At 49.9% G+C, this 13,520-nt stretch carries 12 protein-coding genes; 6 read left to right on the top strand and 6 right to left on the bottom strand.

Annotation, left to right across the window (positions count from 1 at the left end; all coding sequences use genetic code 11):
- Positions 1-44: 44 nt before the first annotated feature.
- A complete protein-coding gene (locus tag CWO84_RS10265; RefSeq protein ID WP_101052566.1) occupies positions 45-1,514 on the bottom strand; it encodes a conjugal transfer protein TraH in 1,470 nt (489 codons plus the stop codon).
- Positions 1,511-2,488 carry a conjugal transfer protein TraF gene (traF, locus tag CWO84_RS10260; protein WP_240618021.1) on the bottom strand — a complete coding sequence of 326 codons (978 nt, stop codon included), beginning with the start codon at positions 2,486-2,488 and terminating at the stop codon, positions 1,511-1,513. The genes CWO84_RS10265 and traF overlap by 4 nt, the downstream gene beginning before the upstream one ends.
- Here traF and CWO84_RS24930 point away from each other — a divergent pair.
- The 5 genes from CWO84_RS24930 to CWO84_RS10240 all read left to right on the top strand — a co-directional run bounded on the left by CWO84_RS24930 (position 2,487) and on the right by CWO84_RS10240 (position 6,738).
- Positions 2,487-2,684 (top strand): hypothetical protein, encoded by a 198-nt coding sequence (locus CWO84_RS24930; RefSeq protein ID WP_240618020.1) that lies wholly within the window; start codon positions 2,487-2,489, stop codon positions 2,682-2,684. The two genes, traF and CWO84_RS24930, sit on opposite strands and share 2 nt — an antisense overlap.
- Before the next feature lie 324 nt (positions 2,685-3,008).
- Positions 3,009-3,494, top strand: coding sequence for a conjugative transfer protein MobI(A/C) (mobI, locus tag CWO84_RS10255; RefSeq protein ID WP_101052564.1), 486 nt, complete (start codon positions 3,009-3,011; stop codon positions 3,492-3,494).
- 399 nt (positions 3,495-3,893) lie between these two features.
- Positions 3,894-5,045, top strand: a complete 1,152-nt coding sequence (locus CWO84_RS10250; RefSeq protein WP_101052562.1) for a hypothetical protein — start codon at positions 3,894-3,896, stop codon at positions 5,043-5,045.
- A 21-nt stretch (positions 5,046-5,066) separates the two neighbouring features.
- Positions 5,067-5,426, top strand: a complete 360-nt coding sequence (locus tag CWO84_RS10245) for a hypothetical protein (protein ID WP_101052560.1) — start codon at positions 5,067-5,069, stop codon at positions 5,424-5,426.
- 319 nt (positions 5,427-5,745) lie between these two features.
- Positions 5,746-6,738: an alpha/beta hydrolase gene (locus CWO84_RS10240; protein WP_101052558.1), complete on the top strand. Its 993-nt coding sequence runs from the start codon at positions 5,746-5,748 to the stop codon at positions 6,736-6,738.
- A gap of 224 nt (positions 6,739-6,962) precedes the next feature.
- Here CWO84_RS10240 and CWO84_RS10235 read toward each other — a convergent pair whose 3' ends face one another.
- From CWO84_RS10235 to CWO84_RS10220, 4 genes are all read right to left on the bottom strand, one after another.
- Complete coding sequence (locus tag CWO84_RS10235; protein ID WP_133120663.1) at positions 6,963-7,472, bottom strand: hypothetical protein; 510 nt, start codon at positions 7,470-7,472, stop codon at positions 6,963-6,965.
- A 53-nt stretch (positions 7,473-7,525) separates the two neighbouring features.
- On the bottom strand, positions 7,526-10,738 hold the full coding sequence (locus CWO84_RS10230; protein ID WP_101052554.1) for a hypothetical protein: 3,213 nt from the start codon (positions 10,736-10,738) through the stop codon (positions 7,526-7,528).
- Between the two features lie 795 nt (positions 10,739-11,533).
- Positions 11,534-12,403: a plasmid replication initiator TrfA gene (gene trfA, locus CWO84_RS10225; protein WP_101052552.1), complete on the bottom strand. Its 870-nt coding sequence runs from the start codon at positions 12,401-12,403 to the stop codon at positions 11,534-11,536.
- A 10-nt stretch (positions 12,404-12,413) separates the two neighbouring features.
- Positions 12,414-12,878 carry a hypothetical protein gene (locus CWO84_RS10220; protein WP_101052550.1) on the bottom strand — a complete coding sequence of 155 codons (465 nt, stop codon included), beginning with the start codon at positions 12,876-12,878 and terminating at the stop codon, positions 12,414-12,416.
- 131 nt (positions 12,879-13,009) lie between these two features.
- Between CWO84_RS10220 and CWO84_RS10215 the strand changes: the two genes are divergently transcribed.
- The coding region (locus CWO84_RS10215; protein WP_205800367.1) for a TraI domain-containing protein at positions 13,010-13,520 on the top strand (511 nt) is incomplete at its 3' end.

The following is a 13,520-nucleotide window of genomic DNA, read 5'->3' as shown; positions in this document are numbered from 1 at the left end:
AACGTGGGAGAAATGCATTGCGAGGAGATGGAAGGGATGAGCGTTTAAGGACTTGGCCAAGCCATCCCGGAAGCCGGCAACTGCGCCACGGTGCCGTAGTGTTTAGGCTTCACGGTGGTCATCAACTGCTGGTAAAACGCCATCAAGGTTTGAGGGTTGCCATAACGACCGGCGATGGTGACGTATTCGTCCTGGATTTGCTCCCTTGCATCCTTCAACGCATCCATCAGCAACTTGGCGTAGGCATGGTCATTCATGTGTGCGGCAGTTTGCACGGCATTGAGCAAATCGTTGACAATCAATTGCGCCAATTCCAGGGCAATCACCGGTGCCGCTTCTTCGGCCCACACTTTGGCGATACCGGCATCTTCCCGCGCCAGGTTATGGATCATGCCGCCGATGGCATCCGGCACGGTTTGCATGAAGGCTTTTTCGCTGTCGGTGATTTGACCGCTATTGGTCGAGAATTTGTAGATTAAGCCGTTGCCGCTATTGGCAGACCCAAGCAGAATCTCCATCACCCGCTGTTTCAAGCCGAGCAGATTGACGTTCTGGACAATGGGTTTCAGACACTGATCGGCATCGTGGCCATCCGAACAGGTATACATCCGCACGGTTTGATAGCTGTTGCCGGCGTCATTGCCGTACATCAAATCCTTGATCCGCAAAATCGGCGGCGGCGCGCTAATGGCATTGTTCTCGCCTTTGCCGTCGGGTGCGGCTTGCGGCGCATCGACGATCACCGTGCCGGAAATGCTCATCGCCGCTTCCAGCAAACTGTTGCCGCCGAAACGGAACCAGCCCCCAGCATTCTGATTGACCAAAGCCCTCCACACCAGATTGCCCTGGATGATCTTGGTCATGTCGGCCGGGTCGTTCTGCTTGATTTGCTGTACAGGATCGCCCAGCGTGCTGGTATTGGTCCAGCTGGAAAACACATCCGAAATCCCTTGGGTAAACGAGGCATTGGATAGGTTGGTTTTGCTTTGCAGATCGAAGGCTTTGACCGTGTCGTTAACCAGGCCCTGTGCCAAACGGCAGGAGTTACTGAACATCTGGTTCATCTCCTGGATTTTCTTTTGCAGGTCGGTCATCACCGATGCGCACCATGGACACATAGCGCCAACGGCGAGTTGGAATGCATAGCCTGAGGCATTGGCGGCGACATTGCGCAGCAATTGCACGAACTGGTTGAAGTTGATGAAGCTGAAACTGCCGGCGAATAAATCGATACCACCGCAGCCGGCACTGAACGACGGTGGTACAAACGAGACTAGGTTGGTATTAGTGATGCCATTGCGCGCCACCAGGCTGCCACCGGTAATCACGCCACGGCGCTGCCCCAAATGCGCGGTGGGTGCCGTGACATTGGTCATGGTGCCGAACATGCTGTCCATTTCCTGTTGCAGGTCGGCATAGGCTGGAACGGCACTCTCAACTAACAGAATCAATACTAATACCTGGCGATATTGGTAGCGATAGCGATACCGAAATAGAAATGAAAACGACATCATGGTGTACTCCCGAGATGCGCACTGCGTTGCAATGCCTGGATCAGTGACAGTGGATCTTGAGTGACCGCAGGGCTGATGCTACCGGCGGCCGGTAACAACATCGGCGTGTTACGAATGCCCTGAGTGATTTGGTATTGCGAGGCATCGATCCAACCGGCTTCCTTGGCGGCCAGCAGAATCCGTCCGGTGATTTCTTCCAGAGACAAGGCGCCTTGCGCCAAAGGCAAAATCTGCTTGGGCGGTTTCATTAGAAACAGTGCCGGTGTCTGTTCAACCCCCAACATTGCAGCCTGACCGTTATCCCGTTTGAACTGACTGAAAAAGCCGTTCGGCATAGGTAAACCATCCAGCGACACGGGATAAATCTTGAATCCATAGGTGTTTTCCAGCATCGCCAGAATCGGCGCCTGCACATGGCAATAGGGACAATCGGACCGGAAGAAAAACAAAATACCGGCTTGGGCGGCAATCGCCTTCAAGGCGCGTTCGGCCACCACGCCGGCCTGATGATTGGCTTCATTGGCCGCATAGGTTGCCACCGGTCGGCGCACGGTTTCATCGAGTTGTGGATCGGACATCACCACGTAACGGGCGGCGTTGGTAAAGCGCTCGGCTTTATCCATCATCACCCGCTGCAGGTAATAAAACGCGGCGACATTTTCGGGACTGGGATCGTCGATCGCCTGGTTCAGGTAATGCTCGAGGTTCTGCTTCAACCAGGCCGAAGAGAGTGGTTGGGGTTCTGCGGATGGCTTGGCTTGTGTTTTGGGTTCAATTTCAGCTTGAATGACGCTGAGTGGTTTGCTGTCAGGCTTGGGCTTTTCCTGATCAGCTTGAATTTCGGGTTGGGTTTTTTTAACCGGCTCCGGCAACACCTCGTACCAAAACCAGCCGCGCTGTTTGTCGGCGAAATAGGAAACCTCGGGCGCGTCGTCCTTACCCATCGCCACAGAGGCTCTGAGACACAAACTCATGATGATCGGTAAAGAAATGGCGTTTCGGTTCATCGCGCCATTTTCCGGCAGATTTTCCCAGCAACTTTTGCAGCTGACGACGAAAACGCCATCAGCTGCAACATGGTTCGAAATGCGATCGCAGATCGCGACCGTAACGTCAGACGATCGCAAATTCGGCGCCAACTGCAATCGTTATCCCATATCGGTTGCCTAAAATGCCGGCGTTATTGCGAACGGGCAATGACCCGTAAATCCCAATAGGAAATCGACTTTCGATTTGCCTACGCTAGTAGGGAAACGTGGCAACGGTAATCCGCCCGAAATCCGAAGTTATTTCCTAGGTAGGCATAATTGACGCCGTTTTGCCAAGGCAATGCCTAAATAAATCATCGGGATAATGACAGTGAAATGCCTACTACGGTAGGCATTTCAGCTGCAAAACCTATGCACTAAGGCGCTTTCCAAGGCTCGCAATGAACAGAAAATCCCGTTAGGCATTATCCATGTCTATCCCTACAGTTAAGTAATAGGAAAATTCATGTCCAGCGAACAACCTGTCAACAGTCAGCTCAATCTTACTGAACAAGACCTGCTGCATTGGATCGAAACCCGGTGCGATCATCTCCAGGCGCAAGCCAAAGTATTGGTTGATGATTATTGGCGCCAATTGAAAAGCCAGCGCCAGAAACACAGCAAAAGCGAATCGGGCCGAATCGGCGTCCGCATCCGCTGTCGGGAAAACCAACGCGCTTTCAGCATTGAGTGGTATCGCATGGCCACGTTGCGGCAAAACGGCCAGACCAGGCCCATTGCGCAGTACGTTAAGAAAGGCCGTGGCTATCGTTATCCGCTTGGCAACCTGCTGAAGGGCGAACCCGCCTGGGAGGCGGAATTAGTCGAAGAACTGGAAACCGAGTTTGCCCATATTCGGCAACAGCTCGATCGGCTGGGAAAAATTCGCGATGCGGTGCAGCGTTATTGCAGGGTAATTGAAGCCGATGCCAATACTAAATTCATCGGTTGAGATGGCTGAATGAAAAGCATTGCTCCAATAAACTTGAGAGAATCATGGTCCCCGATGGTCACAACTCGCCGGTCGGAGTAACTACCAATTTCACTAGTTAAGGCATCTTGTGACCCAATCGGCTGTCCGCTATTCGGCGAGCAAATTGACATTATCACTGTCCGACCCCCGATCATGAGCTGTCTGTTGTGACTGACCGCTTTGTGACGATGAATATGGTGGAATGAAGGTAACAGTTATGCTATTAACTAAACTGTAGTTATCATGTTTTCTACAGTTTTGGCGTGTTGAACTTTCTATCCGTCATCCGCAGCTGGAGGCACGGTGACTTCAATGCGAGCTATGCGTCGGACAGAATATTGAAACAAAATCTCATTGATCACAAAGGGGGCATCATCCATGCGAACAATTATCGAAGGTGAGTTGAAATTCCCATCCATCTGCGCCAGGCAGAACATTGCCATTAATGTCACTGAGCAAGTAGGAAACCGCTCAATGCGAGCTATTATCACATTGGTTGTGGTGGCATCGGCACTGTCTGGATGTTCGCCCTACCTCTATCAAAAGGAAGTGGAGAGCTTCAATTCGAGCATTACCGCTGTGTCGAATGGGGTAACACAGGGGCTCGACAATATTGACCAAGATCAGGCTGCGACAGATCTCGCGCAAGTAGTTGGTGCGAGGGCTGGGGTAAACCTGAGTAAAGGATGTGGAGGAAATCCAGATGAACTGTGTAGGCTAATGGTGCCCCCCAACAATACCCCAAATATTTCTGCGGCAGACAAGTTCGCCCCCGGCAAACCTGAGACAAAGAAGGCGCTCGCCGCGCTGAAAGCGTATGCAGACGGGCTGGCAGCGGTCACGAATGCCCAAGATCGCAAGGATTACGATGCGGCCGCTTCACAGTTGTCATCGAGTACGGCGGCACTGGGCACCGCGCTTGGCGCCGTAACCCCAGGAGGCGCGGCTGCCGGGCCAGCACTAGGGGCGGCCGTAACGCTTGCAACCTGGACAATTGGTACGGGTCTCGATGCGGCGCGGTACGACACGCTGAAGTCAGCGATCGATGCAGTCGGGACACCGTCTATCGATTCTGAAAAAGGCAAGCGTAGCACGATTGAGGTTGTGGTCGATAAGGCAGTAACGCCCATGCTAACATCGGTGCAGTCCGCCCGTATAAAGTTGCTTACCGATCAACTGAATGCCCGCATGGATCGGATTAATATCGACCTTGATGCCCGCATTGCTATTGCTGATGAGAAGTGCGCCAAGAAGGCAACGTGTCCTGCGGACATATCACTGGATCGGTACGATACGCCTTTGGCAGACTCGGTATCGTTGGTCGCGAGTTTGAATGCGCTCAAGGGAGTCGATCCGGCTGCAGTCGGGGAAAGCCTCGTGCAGGCGCATAACGAAATGATGAAGGCGGTAAACGACAAATCCAGGCAGTTCCAGAATCTCGTGAGTGCAATGGCCGATTTCGCCGATAAGGCCGCTGCCGTTGAAAAGGCATTTGCTAAACAGCCGACGGCGACCGCCGACGCCAAATGAATAGATGATGGGGAATAAACCATGGCAACAGAAAAAGACATTACGGATCAGCGTGACAGCGATGTCGAGTTGTTGGATAACATAATCAGTGAGGCCATCACGATAAAAAACGGCCTTGCTATCGGCGATCCGCAACGGCTCGAGCTTAGTACTACTATTAGCAATCTAATGGATAGCCGGACAGACTTACACATTCAAGAGTTGATGGCCGGTTTGCATAGTGCGCAGCTAGCTGCGGCACTGGTCAAGATAACGGCGGCAAGTGACGATCTCAAGAAAGAAGCGGAAAAAATGAAAACCGTCACCACATTTATAAGCAGAACAAACGCCGTAATTGGAGCGGCGACGAAGGTGACGAACATCGTAAAGAACGGCGGATAGCCTGACTAGACCTTTCGATACGGATCATCTAATGTTTAACTGCCGTTTGCTAAACTTCGCGAGGGCAGTTTGGGGATATTTAAATCCATACCCGAATGACGTAACCGGTCGCCCAGGTGCTCGCCTTCTCTCAAGTTTCATCGCCGGAAAGCGACTATTTGTCGGCGATTTAAACCACCCCAAAGCCGCCGCCCCTAGCAGCGCAGGCAAGCGATTGGTCTTTGCTCCAGAGCCGCCTTCAAGGGTCATGAAAAAACATTAGTCCATCTAATTAAACTGCGACATAAAATGTCGCTGACCTGAAAATGGAGAAATTAGTATGTCCGATTACATCATGTGTGCTCGCGCCGTTGAAGGCGATAATTTCATATCCGAACCCGGTAAAAGTCTGTATCTCGTGGTACCAGATAAAGCCAATGCGCCGCTACCAAAGCATAAAATCGATCCCGACGAATGGGTTAAAATATTACGTGCATCGGCTATTTGGAGATCTTCGGCTGATGATCCTGACCAACAACGATTCAAGGATCGCGGCGATATTCTGGTTTTTATTCATGGCTACAACAATTCACAGGAAATTGTTATGCAACGCCATCGCCAATTGAAAAATGATCTTGCAGCCATTGGTTACAAGGGTGCGGTAATGTCATTCGATTGGCCAAGCGCAGACAGTCCATTGAACTATTTGGAAGACAGGCATGATGCCAAAATTACAGCACTGCAATTGGTTACCGACGGTATCCGAATTCTTGCCAAGGAACAGGGACCAGATTGTATGATCAATATTCATTTATTAGGGCATTCGACTGGAGCTTATGTTATCCGCGAAGCCTTTGATGACGCTGACGATGCCAATTTAATCCAAGCGAGCTGGATGGTTAGCCAAATTGCCTTCATAGCGGGAGACATTTCTTCGGCTTCATTGAAGCAGGATAACGCAACTAGCGAAGCGCTTTATCGGCACTGCGTTCGCTTTACTAATTACTCGAATGGCTCAGATTCCGTTTTAAAACTATCCAACGGCAAGCGCTTGGGAATGGCTCCAAGGGTGGGCAGAATGGGTCTGCCGGCTGATATTCCGGCAAAAGCGGTTAATGTAGATTGCACTGATTACTTTCAATTGCTTGACTCAGACGATACCGTTAAAGCGTCTGATCAAAATGCAAAAATAGGAACTTTCGATCATTCATGGCATATCGGTAACCAAGTGTTTACTCGGGATTTGTTTGAATTATTAAAGGGCGATCTCGATAGGAATTTGTTGCCGACCCGTGATGTGAGTTCCGGCGTGCTTAAACTCAAAAGACCGTAAAATAATTTAATATCTACCGTGAAGAAGGGCTATAACGGCGCAATGGCGCTCGGCGACAAGGCACTGGCTTTCGCGATCTGAAAGCAGAGACGAACTCGTTCGCTTCCCTAATATTTTGTCTGGTGCCTACGGTAAAAACTCGGGCACCGCGACCGTCAAGGCATGTAGTAACGGCATGTTGGCAAACTAGGATTTCTGATCTTGCACGCCGTATGAACTTGTAATCATTGGGGTGGACATTCACGTTTTGTGGGACTGGCTACTGGCTGACAACATTTTGTTGGGTAGGGCTTTATTTTCTTGATCTGATCTGCGATGTCATCAAATTTTTTCTTTATATCCTCATTGTCTGATTTCGGTTTTTCAGACTGAGCGAGATGAATCTTGATTTCAGCCAGATCTGAATTGATCGTTCCAATTTTAGTCTTGATTTCATCATTTGCCAGCGACTTCCTCGATTCTATTTGTGCCATATGCTCAAGGTGTTTCTTTGCATTATCGTCACAAGACACTAATAAAACGGCAATAATTCCAACAAAGCCCAAAATACCAAAGCACACCGACCAACAACGGATAGAAGAACTATCGCTCGACATACATTGACTAGAAGATATGATTTCTTTTAACCCAGTTACCATTGCTTCATCAAAGCGTTTTTTGAGTTCTAAATCGTTGGGCTCTATTTTTTTCATCAGATCGATGAACTTGGCTGTTCTCTCTTCAAGTGAACTCACTGTTGCAACTCCTATAAGTGATAATTGGACAAATAACAGGTATTCAAGCACTCCTAGCCAAACTGGAAAAAATCCAAGAGCTTGACGCTCGACAAAGTAGCGATGAAAGCCAGGATGGCTTGAACATATGACTGCTCGGCAAAAGAGGAAAAGGCTCCGCGATTCAGGCTTTTTGCTTCTTCTATGACCGTTTCCAATTGGGAAATAACGGTATCCTGATCTGGGATTTGCCGATTTTTCCCTCCATTCGCCCCTTTGTAAGTTTTCGCTCGCATCAAGGCGCTACTGAGATATTCGATACCATGATCTCGGGTAGCCTCTGCCGCCCAGCGCATCAGCAATGCACTGGAAACGACCAAGAGTAAGGACGCACCATAGACGACTAATAATGGCCAAGGCACGCTCCATGCATCAAACAAACGGCTGCGGGCAAAAATCACCAGAAATAATACTGAAACTGGATAAAATACAAAGGGTTTGATGACTTCTGTACATCTGGCGATAAGTTGAATGTCCAGCCAATTATCGAAACCGATATAACCACTATGATTATCTTTATAGCTCCGCGAAAAACCTAAGCGGTCGATGTCAGTACATTTCCATATGCTTTTCCCCCATAACTTTTGAGCCAAGCGTGCAACGCGGCCGGTGGCATTGTTGACGTAAAAAACTAGGAAAACCAACAGGAATACAGTAATCAGGGTTATGGTCTTGTCTACATAGGCCATGGACACACCGCGAACAGGGGGTTCAGGCATACCCCAAGAGTCGATAAAAAAATAACATGCCATGAAGAAAAGAATCCCATATAAAGCGGCCGTGGGTACGAGAGGCTCTTGCAAATACTCCCGCCATGCTTGTTCCGCAGAATATTGTTCGTCTGCCTTTTGGGTACTCTCTTTTTTCGACCTAACGCCGGTTTCTTCCCAACGGATGAACATCGCCTCGTCTTCGTACAATTTCTGGATAGCTAGCCCCCAGGAGTTTCCGCACTTGACGTCCACTAAGTTTTCAATGTCAAAGAAATGATGGCTGATTTCCCTGTCACTGCTCCTGATGGTGTCATTGATCCTATGGGTGTAATACAACGATAGCGCAATCGCAAACAAGCGAATGATTTCGCTCGGCCATGCGCTGACCCCTTCGCTCCAGAAAAATGGCTCTGGGGAATCGAGGTAGCCCCAGATAGATAGCATTATCACAAGACTAACAAATACCGTGAACATCAAAGGCAATACGTTTTCCGGTAAGGCCTGCATCTTGTTAAAAGGTTGATGTTTTATCCAATCGAGAAATGTTTCTCTATGTTGCTTCCCCATAAGCTTCAATACAAACGACAGCGCACCTGGATTCGACAAGACCAATAGAAATAGAAACCCCACGCTCCAAATCCAGGAAAATCTTGGTGGTGCATGTTGCGGGACGTTATCAGGGTGAGGATCGTCGCATTGCGCCAAGCTGGATGGCTCGCAGGTATCATCGAGTGATTCTGTCGGAAAAGTGATATCCATATCAGACGGTACGGCTGTCAACCTTACCGCCTCATTGCTGCCGATTTCGAACAAAAGAGGCTGCCAATCCGTTCCTATATTGCCAGCTGGTTGCGTAGATTGCAGGGCTGTCAACACAGCTGCGTATGCCGCCGTTTGTAAACTGCTACGAAAAGGTGGGGTATCCTGTTGCAGACTCTTATTTAGAGTCAAATCGAAGGATGATGCGACGACGAGATTGCGCGTATAGCGGTCGTCGCTGCCGTTGAGCATGTTGTCGTCGAGATCCGTGGTAAAAAAGACTACCTCGGGAAATGCCGGCTTGAGTATGCTGAGGATAAGCAGTTTGTCGTAATAATCGTTGGCGATCAAGCCGATGGCGCGAATACCCTTGCCGGTTTCTTTACGGAGATCATAATCTTTTTGCTGTAATTCTTTGTCGATGCGCCGCAGATAATCGATTTGGACATCCCCTTCCGCACGTGTTTCCGTAGCCTGCGTGGCAGAGCTGGCGGTTACGGTGTTGGACTCCTTGTCGTCACCGGGCTTGTTGTTGTCGGCTTTTGCCTTATTTCCGATCAGTTTGCCATCGAGACCGCGCAGAAATTCATACTGAATGATCCCGCTTTCCTTTAAGCACTGGTCGCCGGAATCTTCCTGCCATGCCTCGCACAGGTTTTTTCTGAGGTTTCTGGCATAGGCTGTATCCCATTGGTTGATCAGAGCGATATGCCTTGTATCCGTCACATTCCGAAGCTTGAGTTCATTTTTCAGTGCCTTGGCGAGTTCAAAATCATCCGGGCCGATTCTGTGGAAGGGGATGCCCTTCTGCTGCAAGGTCTTGTATGAAACATCATCGTGAATGCTCGCCCAGGGAGAATAGAACTCCAGGCGCGGGCAGGGCGTTAAGGACGAGCGCATCTCCTCCGCCATATGCTCCAGGACTGTGGAGTCTCCAGGGCCAATAATTTTAAGACTTAGTTTGTTATGGAACGGACATTCAACCGATTCCGGATATAGATAACGAAAAAAATTGGCTAGCCGTACAAGGGGTTTGCGGGCCACAGGTGATTCAGGTTTATTCGGTTCGTAATACTCACCGTCAAAAGCTTCTTCATTAAGCCAAATCAGCAGTACGCTACCGTCCTCGGCGTTGTTCCCGATTTTTTTATCTTGAGTCAGCCATTCGAAGGGGACAATTTTAGGGAAACCTTCATTTTGACTGTTTTCAGAACCGGTATTCTCCTTCTTGTCAATCGTGAGATGTTCTATATGCTGTGCGTCTTCGGGAACGTAACCTTTCACGTTAAGACCGGCCAGCACGGCATAACGGGCTTGGCGGCGGAATTCGCCGGCGCCCACGTAGGCTCCTCCGTTCAGCATCACCGCCAATACGGTAACGTTACCCTGTTCAAGTCGCTTTTTGATAAGACCCTTTAATTCGTTCTGTCCAAATTCGAATTTCTCGTATTCCCTGGATTCGGCGCAACCGCCATCTTGTTTGACATAGGTTGGTGAATTGCTCCCCACAATCGTCCGATAACATTCAGCTTTCTTGTGTTCGGATTCCCGGTGGCGGATAACCGCTTCGAAAGGGTCTTGCCATAATCGGGCATCTACATCCTGGATGAGCTTGACTGAATCGCCCTTGAGCGGTGGAATAGGTCTTGGGGCATCAGCGGCCTGATTGGCCCAAATTGCTCCACACAGAAGCGAGATTGTGGCGACGATACTCGCCCAATCGCCTAATCCACCTTTGCTTTCTTTTCCAGCCATTTTTGTTAACTCCAGATTCTATATTCAGTTGTCGCTGAGCACTTACCTCAATGGCGTTAAATCAATAAAACTAGTAGCGGTCATTCGGCAGCCGACATCGGTTTCCATACCAAGGAAACGAAGTAAACGGGGTTACATGGATACCAACATTACTCGTAACGAAAACAGTCTGCACCTCCCTAGACCATAACTTTGTAAAAATTTGCATTAAGACTGAAATATTGTCAAATCTGATATTTTCATTTGATCCGGTTGTTACGTCTACTGCGGTAGGGATTCAACGTGCAAATACCTATGCAGTAAAGCGCTTTCCAAGGCTCGCAATTAACAGAAAATCTCGTTAGGCATTGTCCATGTCTATGCCTACAGTTAAGTAATAGGAAAATTCATGTCAAGCGAACAACCTGTCAACACTCAATCCACTCTCACCGAACAAGACCTGCTGCATTGGGTGGAAATCCTTGTCATCACCAGGCTCTATATATAGATTAAAAATAGATTATATATAGATTAGCACCCTCAAATTTCAGCACAATAAAATCGCTGCAGCCCACGAATAGCATAGCCTGCGGCGATTTTACAATTTACTCCAAGCGTCGGTCTAATGCCGTGTCAAACGTCGGCCTAATGCCGTGCTTTTTGTCGGTCTAATGCCGTGCCCGTCGGTCTAATGCCGTTACCTTGTCGGCCGAATGCCGTGCCTCCGTCGGTCTAATGCCGTATCCGCGTCGGCCTAATGCCGTATCGAGAGGCTTCGACCGACCCAAAATAGCGTCGGTCTAATGCCGTGCTTTTTTAGTGCTGATTATCTTCCAAAAAACGTTGCTGACTGGGCGTCGGTTGGCGTTTGATTTTCACGATATCATCAGCAAATTCAAAGCTAGCCAAAGTACCAATACTCACCAAGGCGTCCAACGCTTTACCCAAGCGATATTTGAAATCGCGCAGGGTTTTTGAGCCACTACCGCTGAGTCGATGGATGGTGGTAATTTTCATCGGGAACGGAGCAGCATGGGACGACAAGAAGCCGTGTAACCATAATGCCAAGGGTTGTTTGCGCAATTTTTGCCGCTGCTCGAATTCAATGTAGGTGTAGCCCTCCTCGAACAGGCGCAGCATGGATTCGGTCAACTCCACCACGTAGCGCTGGGTCTGTTCATCACGGTAATAACGCAAGAAGCCTTTTTCACCGAAGGCATCCCGGCCGTGAAAGGTGATTTCGACAAAAGCGCCGCCCAAGCGGGCCATAGATTCTTTCAGCCATTCGTGTTGGCTTTTGCCGCTACCGCGCCCCAATGCCGTCAACAGGGCATGGGCACTGAAGGTCACGCTAAATCCCGGTAATTGTTGCCGGGACAAGTGCACGATCTGCATCCAGACATCAAGGTCCGATTGATTAAGCTGTATGCCGAGGTAACGAACCTCGATCCCGTCGACCGCAGCCAACAGTGTTCGTTTTTTGTAGGCAATGCGTTCCTTACCCTGGATGCCGGCGAACAACGCACTCCGCAAACAGGCATTGGGCGTACCGCGGATTGCCGACGGCCAGTTGGGCAAAGACTTCATCGGTTCGACCACCCGCCATTTGGCTTTTTTCCGCTCGGTCAGAGACTGAAAGCGTTCGGTGAGATTGTCGAGCGAATGGTTTTTGCTAATTCTGTCCATGACGACCACCTCACTTCTTCAAGCTGCCTGGATTGCAGCCATGGCTTAGCACGTTGTGTGGGATAGTCATGGTTTTGACTAGCGCCTGCTCCTCCGGTGTCATATCGAGTTGGTGATGGCAATATTTTCGCCAGGCGCGTTCGATGACCTGTGCATCGTCATCCGGGCTATCTGGGATGTGGGACGTGCTGACATTAAGGACATGACCCGCTGTGTCGTCACTTGCCAAGTAAACGCCAAGCGGCTGATCGACCTGCCTGACAACGTGTTCAATCGATGCTGACCGAAATACCGAACCGCCCAATCCTCCTGTCTGCCAAGCATTATCCAGGCGACAGGGTTGTTCGGGTTGAACCGGCACAATCGATTCGATGACGGTCTCGCTCACGGCAGCATCGGGATGATTTAGCGAAGTACATGCCGTAATGCACAGCATGGGCACAAGACAATGGATTACGAGCGATTTGGATTTCATGAGAGCTCCAGGGGTAATTAAAGGGAGCTCGTTACACTAAACACTCTTTTGCCAGGCCTGCTTGCAGCTGACGTCGAATTCGTCGCCAGCTGCAAGCGACGATTGAAAAATTCCCGGCAAGATGCGGCGTTATGGAAAATACGCCCTCGACTCTCATTACCCGCATCCGCCAACGTCTATTTGGCGTCGAGTCCGCGCCTGTCGGTCAGGTTGCGACAACGATTGATGAGGATGTGCCGCGTTATCCGCCATTCATGAAGGGTCTGCCGGCTGCACCTGTAGAACGCATCCTGTCCAGTCAAACGGAGTTGATTGCGGATATTGAACAGGCGCTGGCTATGCCGGATAGTCTTTATCAAACCATAGCCGCACCGGTCATACGCCGCTATGCCGCCTACAGCCACTTGTTGCCGGCTTCGGAATCGCATCATCATCGTGGCGCCGGTGGCTTGTTTCGGCACGGATTGGAAGTCGCACATTGGGCGACCTTGGCATCCCAAGGCAGTTTATTTGCCACGTCAGCATCACCCAAGGAACGAAAAGCACAAGAATTACGCTGGCGGCTGGCGGTCTGTTTTGCCGGGCTGTTGCATGACATCGGCAAACCGGTCGCCGATATCGCCGTGGTCGACGCCCAGGGGC

Source organism: Methylomonas sp. Kb3 (genome assembly GCF_002834115.1).
Lineage (GTDB): Bacteria > Pseudomonadota > Gammaproteobacteria > Methylococcales > Methylomonadaceae > Methylomonas > Methylomonas defluvii.
This window is presented reverse-complemented; position numbering and strand designations above follow the sequence as displayed.

What these genes read in the sequence shown, in the direction of transcription:
- CWO84_RS10265 (WP_101052566.1), bottom strand. Translation starts at nt 1,514, where the DNA reads ATGATGTCGTTTTCATTTCTATTTCGGTATCGCTATCGCTACCAATAT.
- CWO84_RS24930 (WP_240618020.1), top strand. Translation starts at nt 2,487, where the DNA reads ATGATGATCGGTAAAGAAATGGCGTTTCGGTTCATCGCGCCATTTTCC.
- traF (WP_240618021.1), bottom strand. Translation starts at nt 2,488, where the DNA reads ATGAGTTTGTGTCTCAGAGCCTCTGTGGCGATGGGTAAGGACGACGCG.
- mobI (WP_101052564.1), top strand. Translation starts at nt 3,009, where the DNA reads ATGTCCAGCGAACAACCTGTCAACAGTCAGCTCAATCTTACTGAACAA.
- CWO84_RS10250 (WP_101052562.1), top strand. Translation starts at nt 3,894, where the DNA reads ATGCGAACAATTATCGAAGGTGAGTTGAAATTCCCATCCATCTGCGCC.
- CWO84_RS10245 (WP_101052560.1), top strand. Translation starts at nt 5,067, where the DNA reads ATGGCAACAGAAAAAGACATTACGGATCAGCGTGACAGCGATGTCGAG.
- CWO84_RS10240 (WP_101052558.1), top strand. Translation starts at nt 5,746, where the DNA reads ATGTCCGATTACATCATGTGTGCTCGCGCCGTTGAAGGCGATAATTTC.
- CWO84_RS10230 (WP_101052554.1), bottom strand. Translation starts at nt 10,738, where the DNA reads ATGGCTGGAAAAGAAAGCAAAGGTGGATTAGGCGATTGGGCGAGTATC.
- trfA (WP_101052552.1), bottom strand. Translation starts at nt 12,403, where the DNA reads ATGGACAGAATTAGCAAAAACCATTCGCTCGACAATCTCACCGAACGC.
- CWO84_RS10220 (WP_101052550.1), bottom strand. Translation starts at nt 12,878, where the DNA reads ATGAAATCCAAATCGCTCGTAATCCATTGTCTTGTGCCCATGCTGTGC.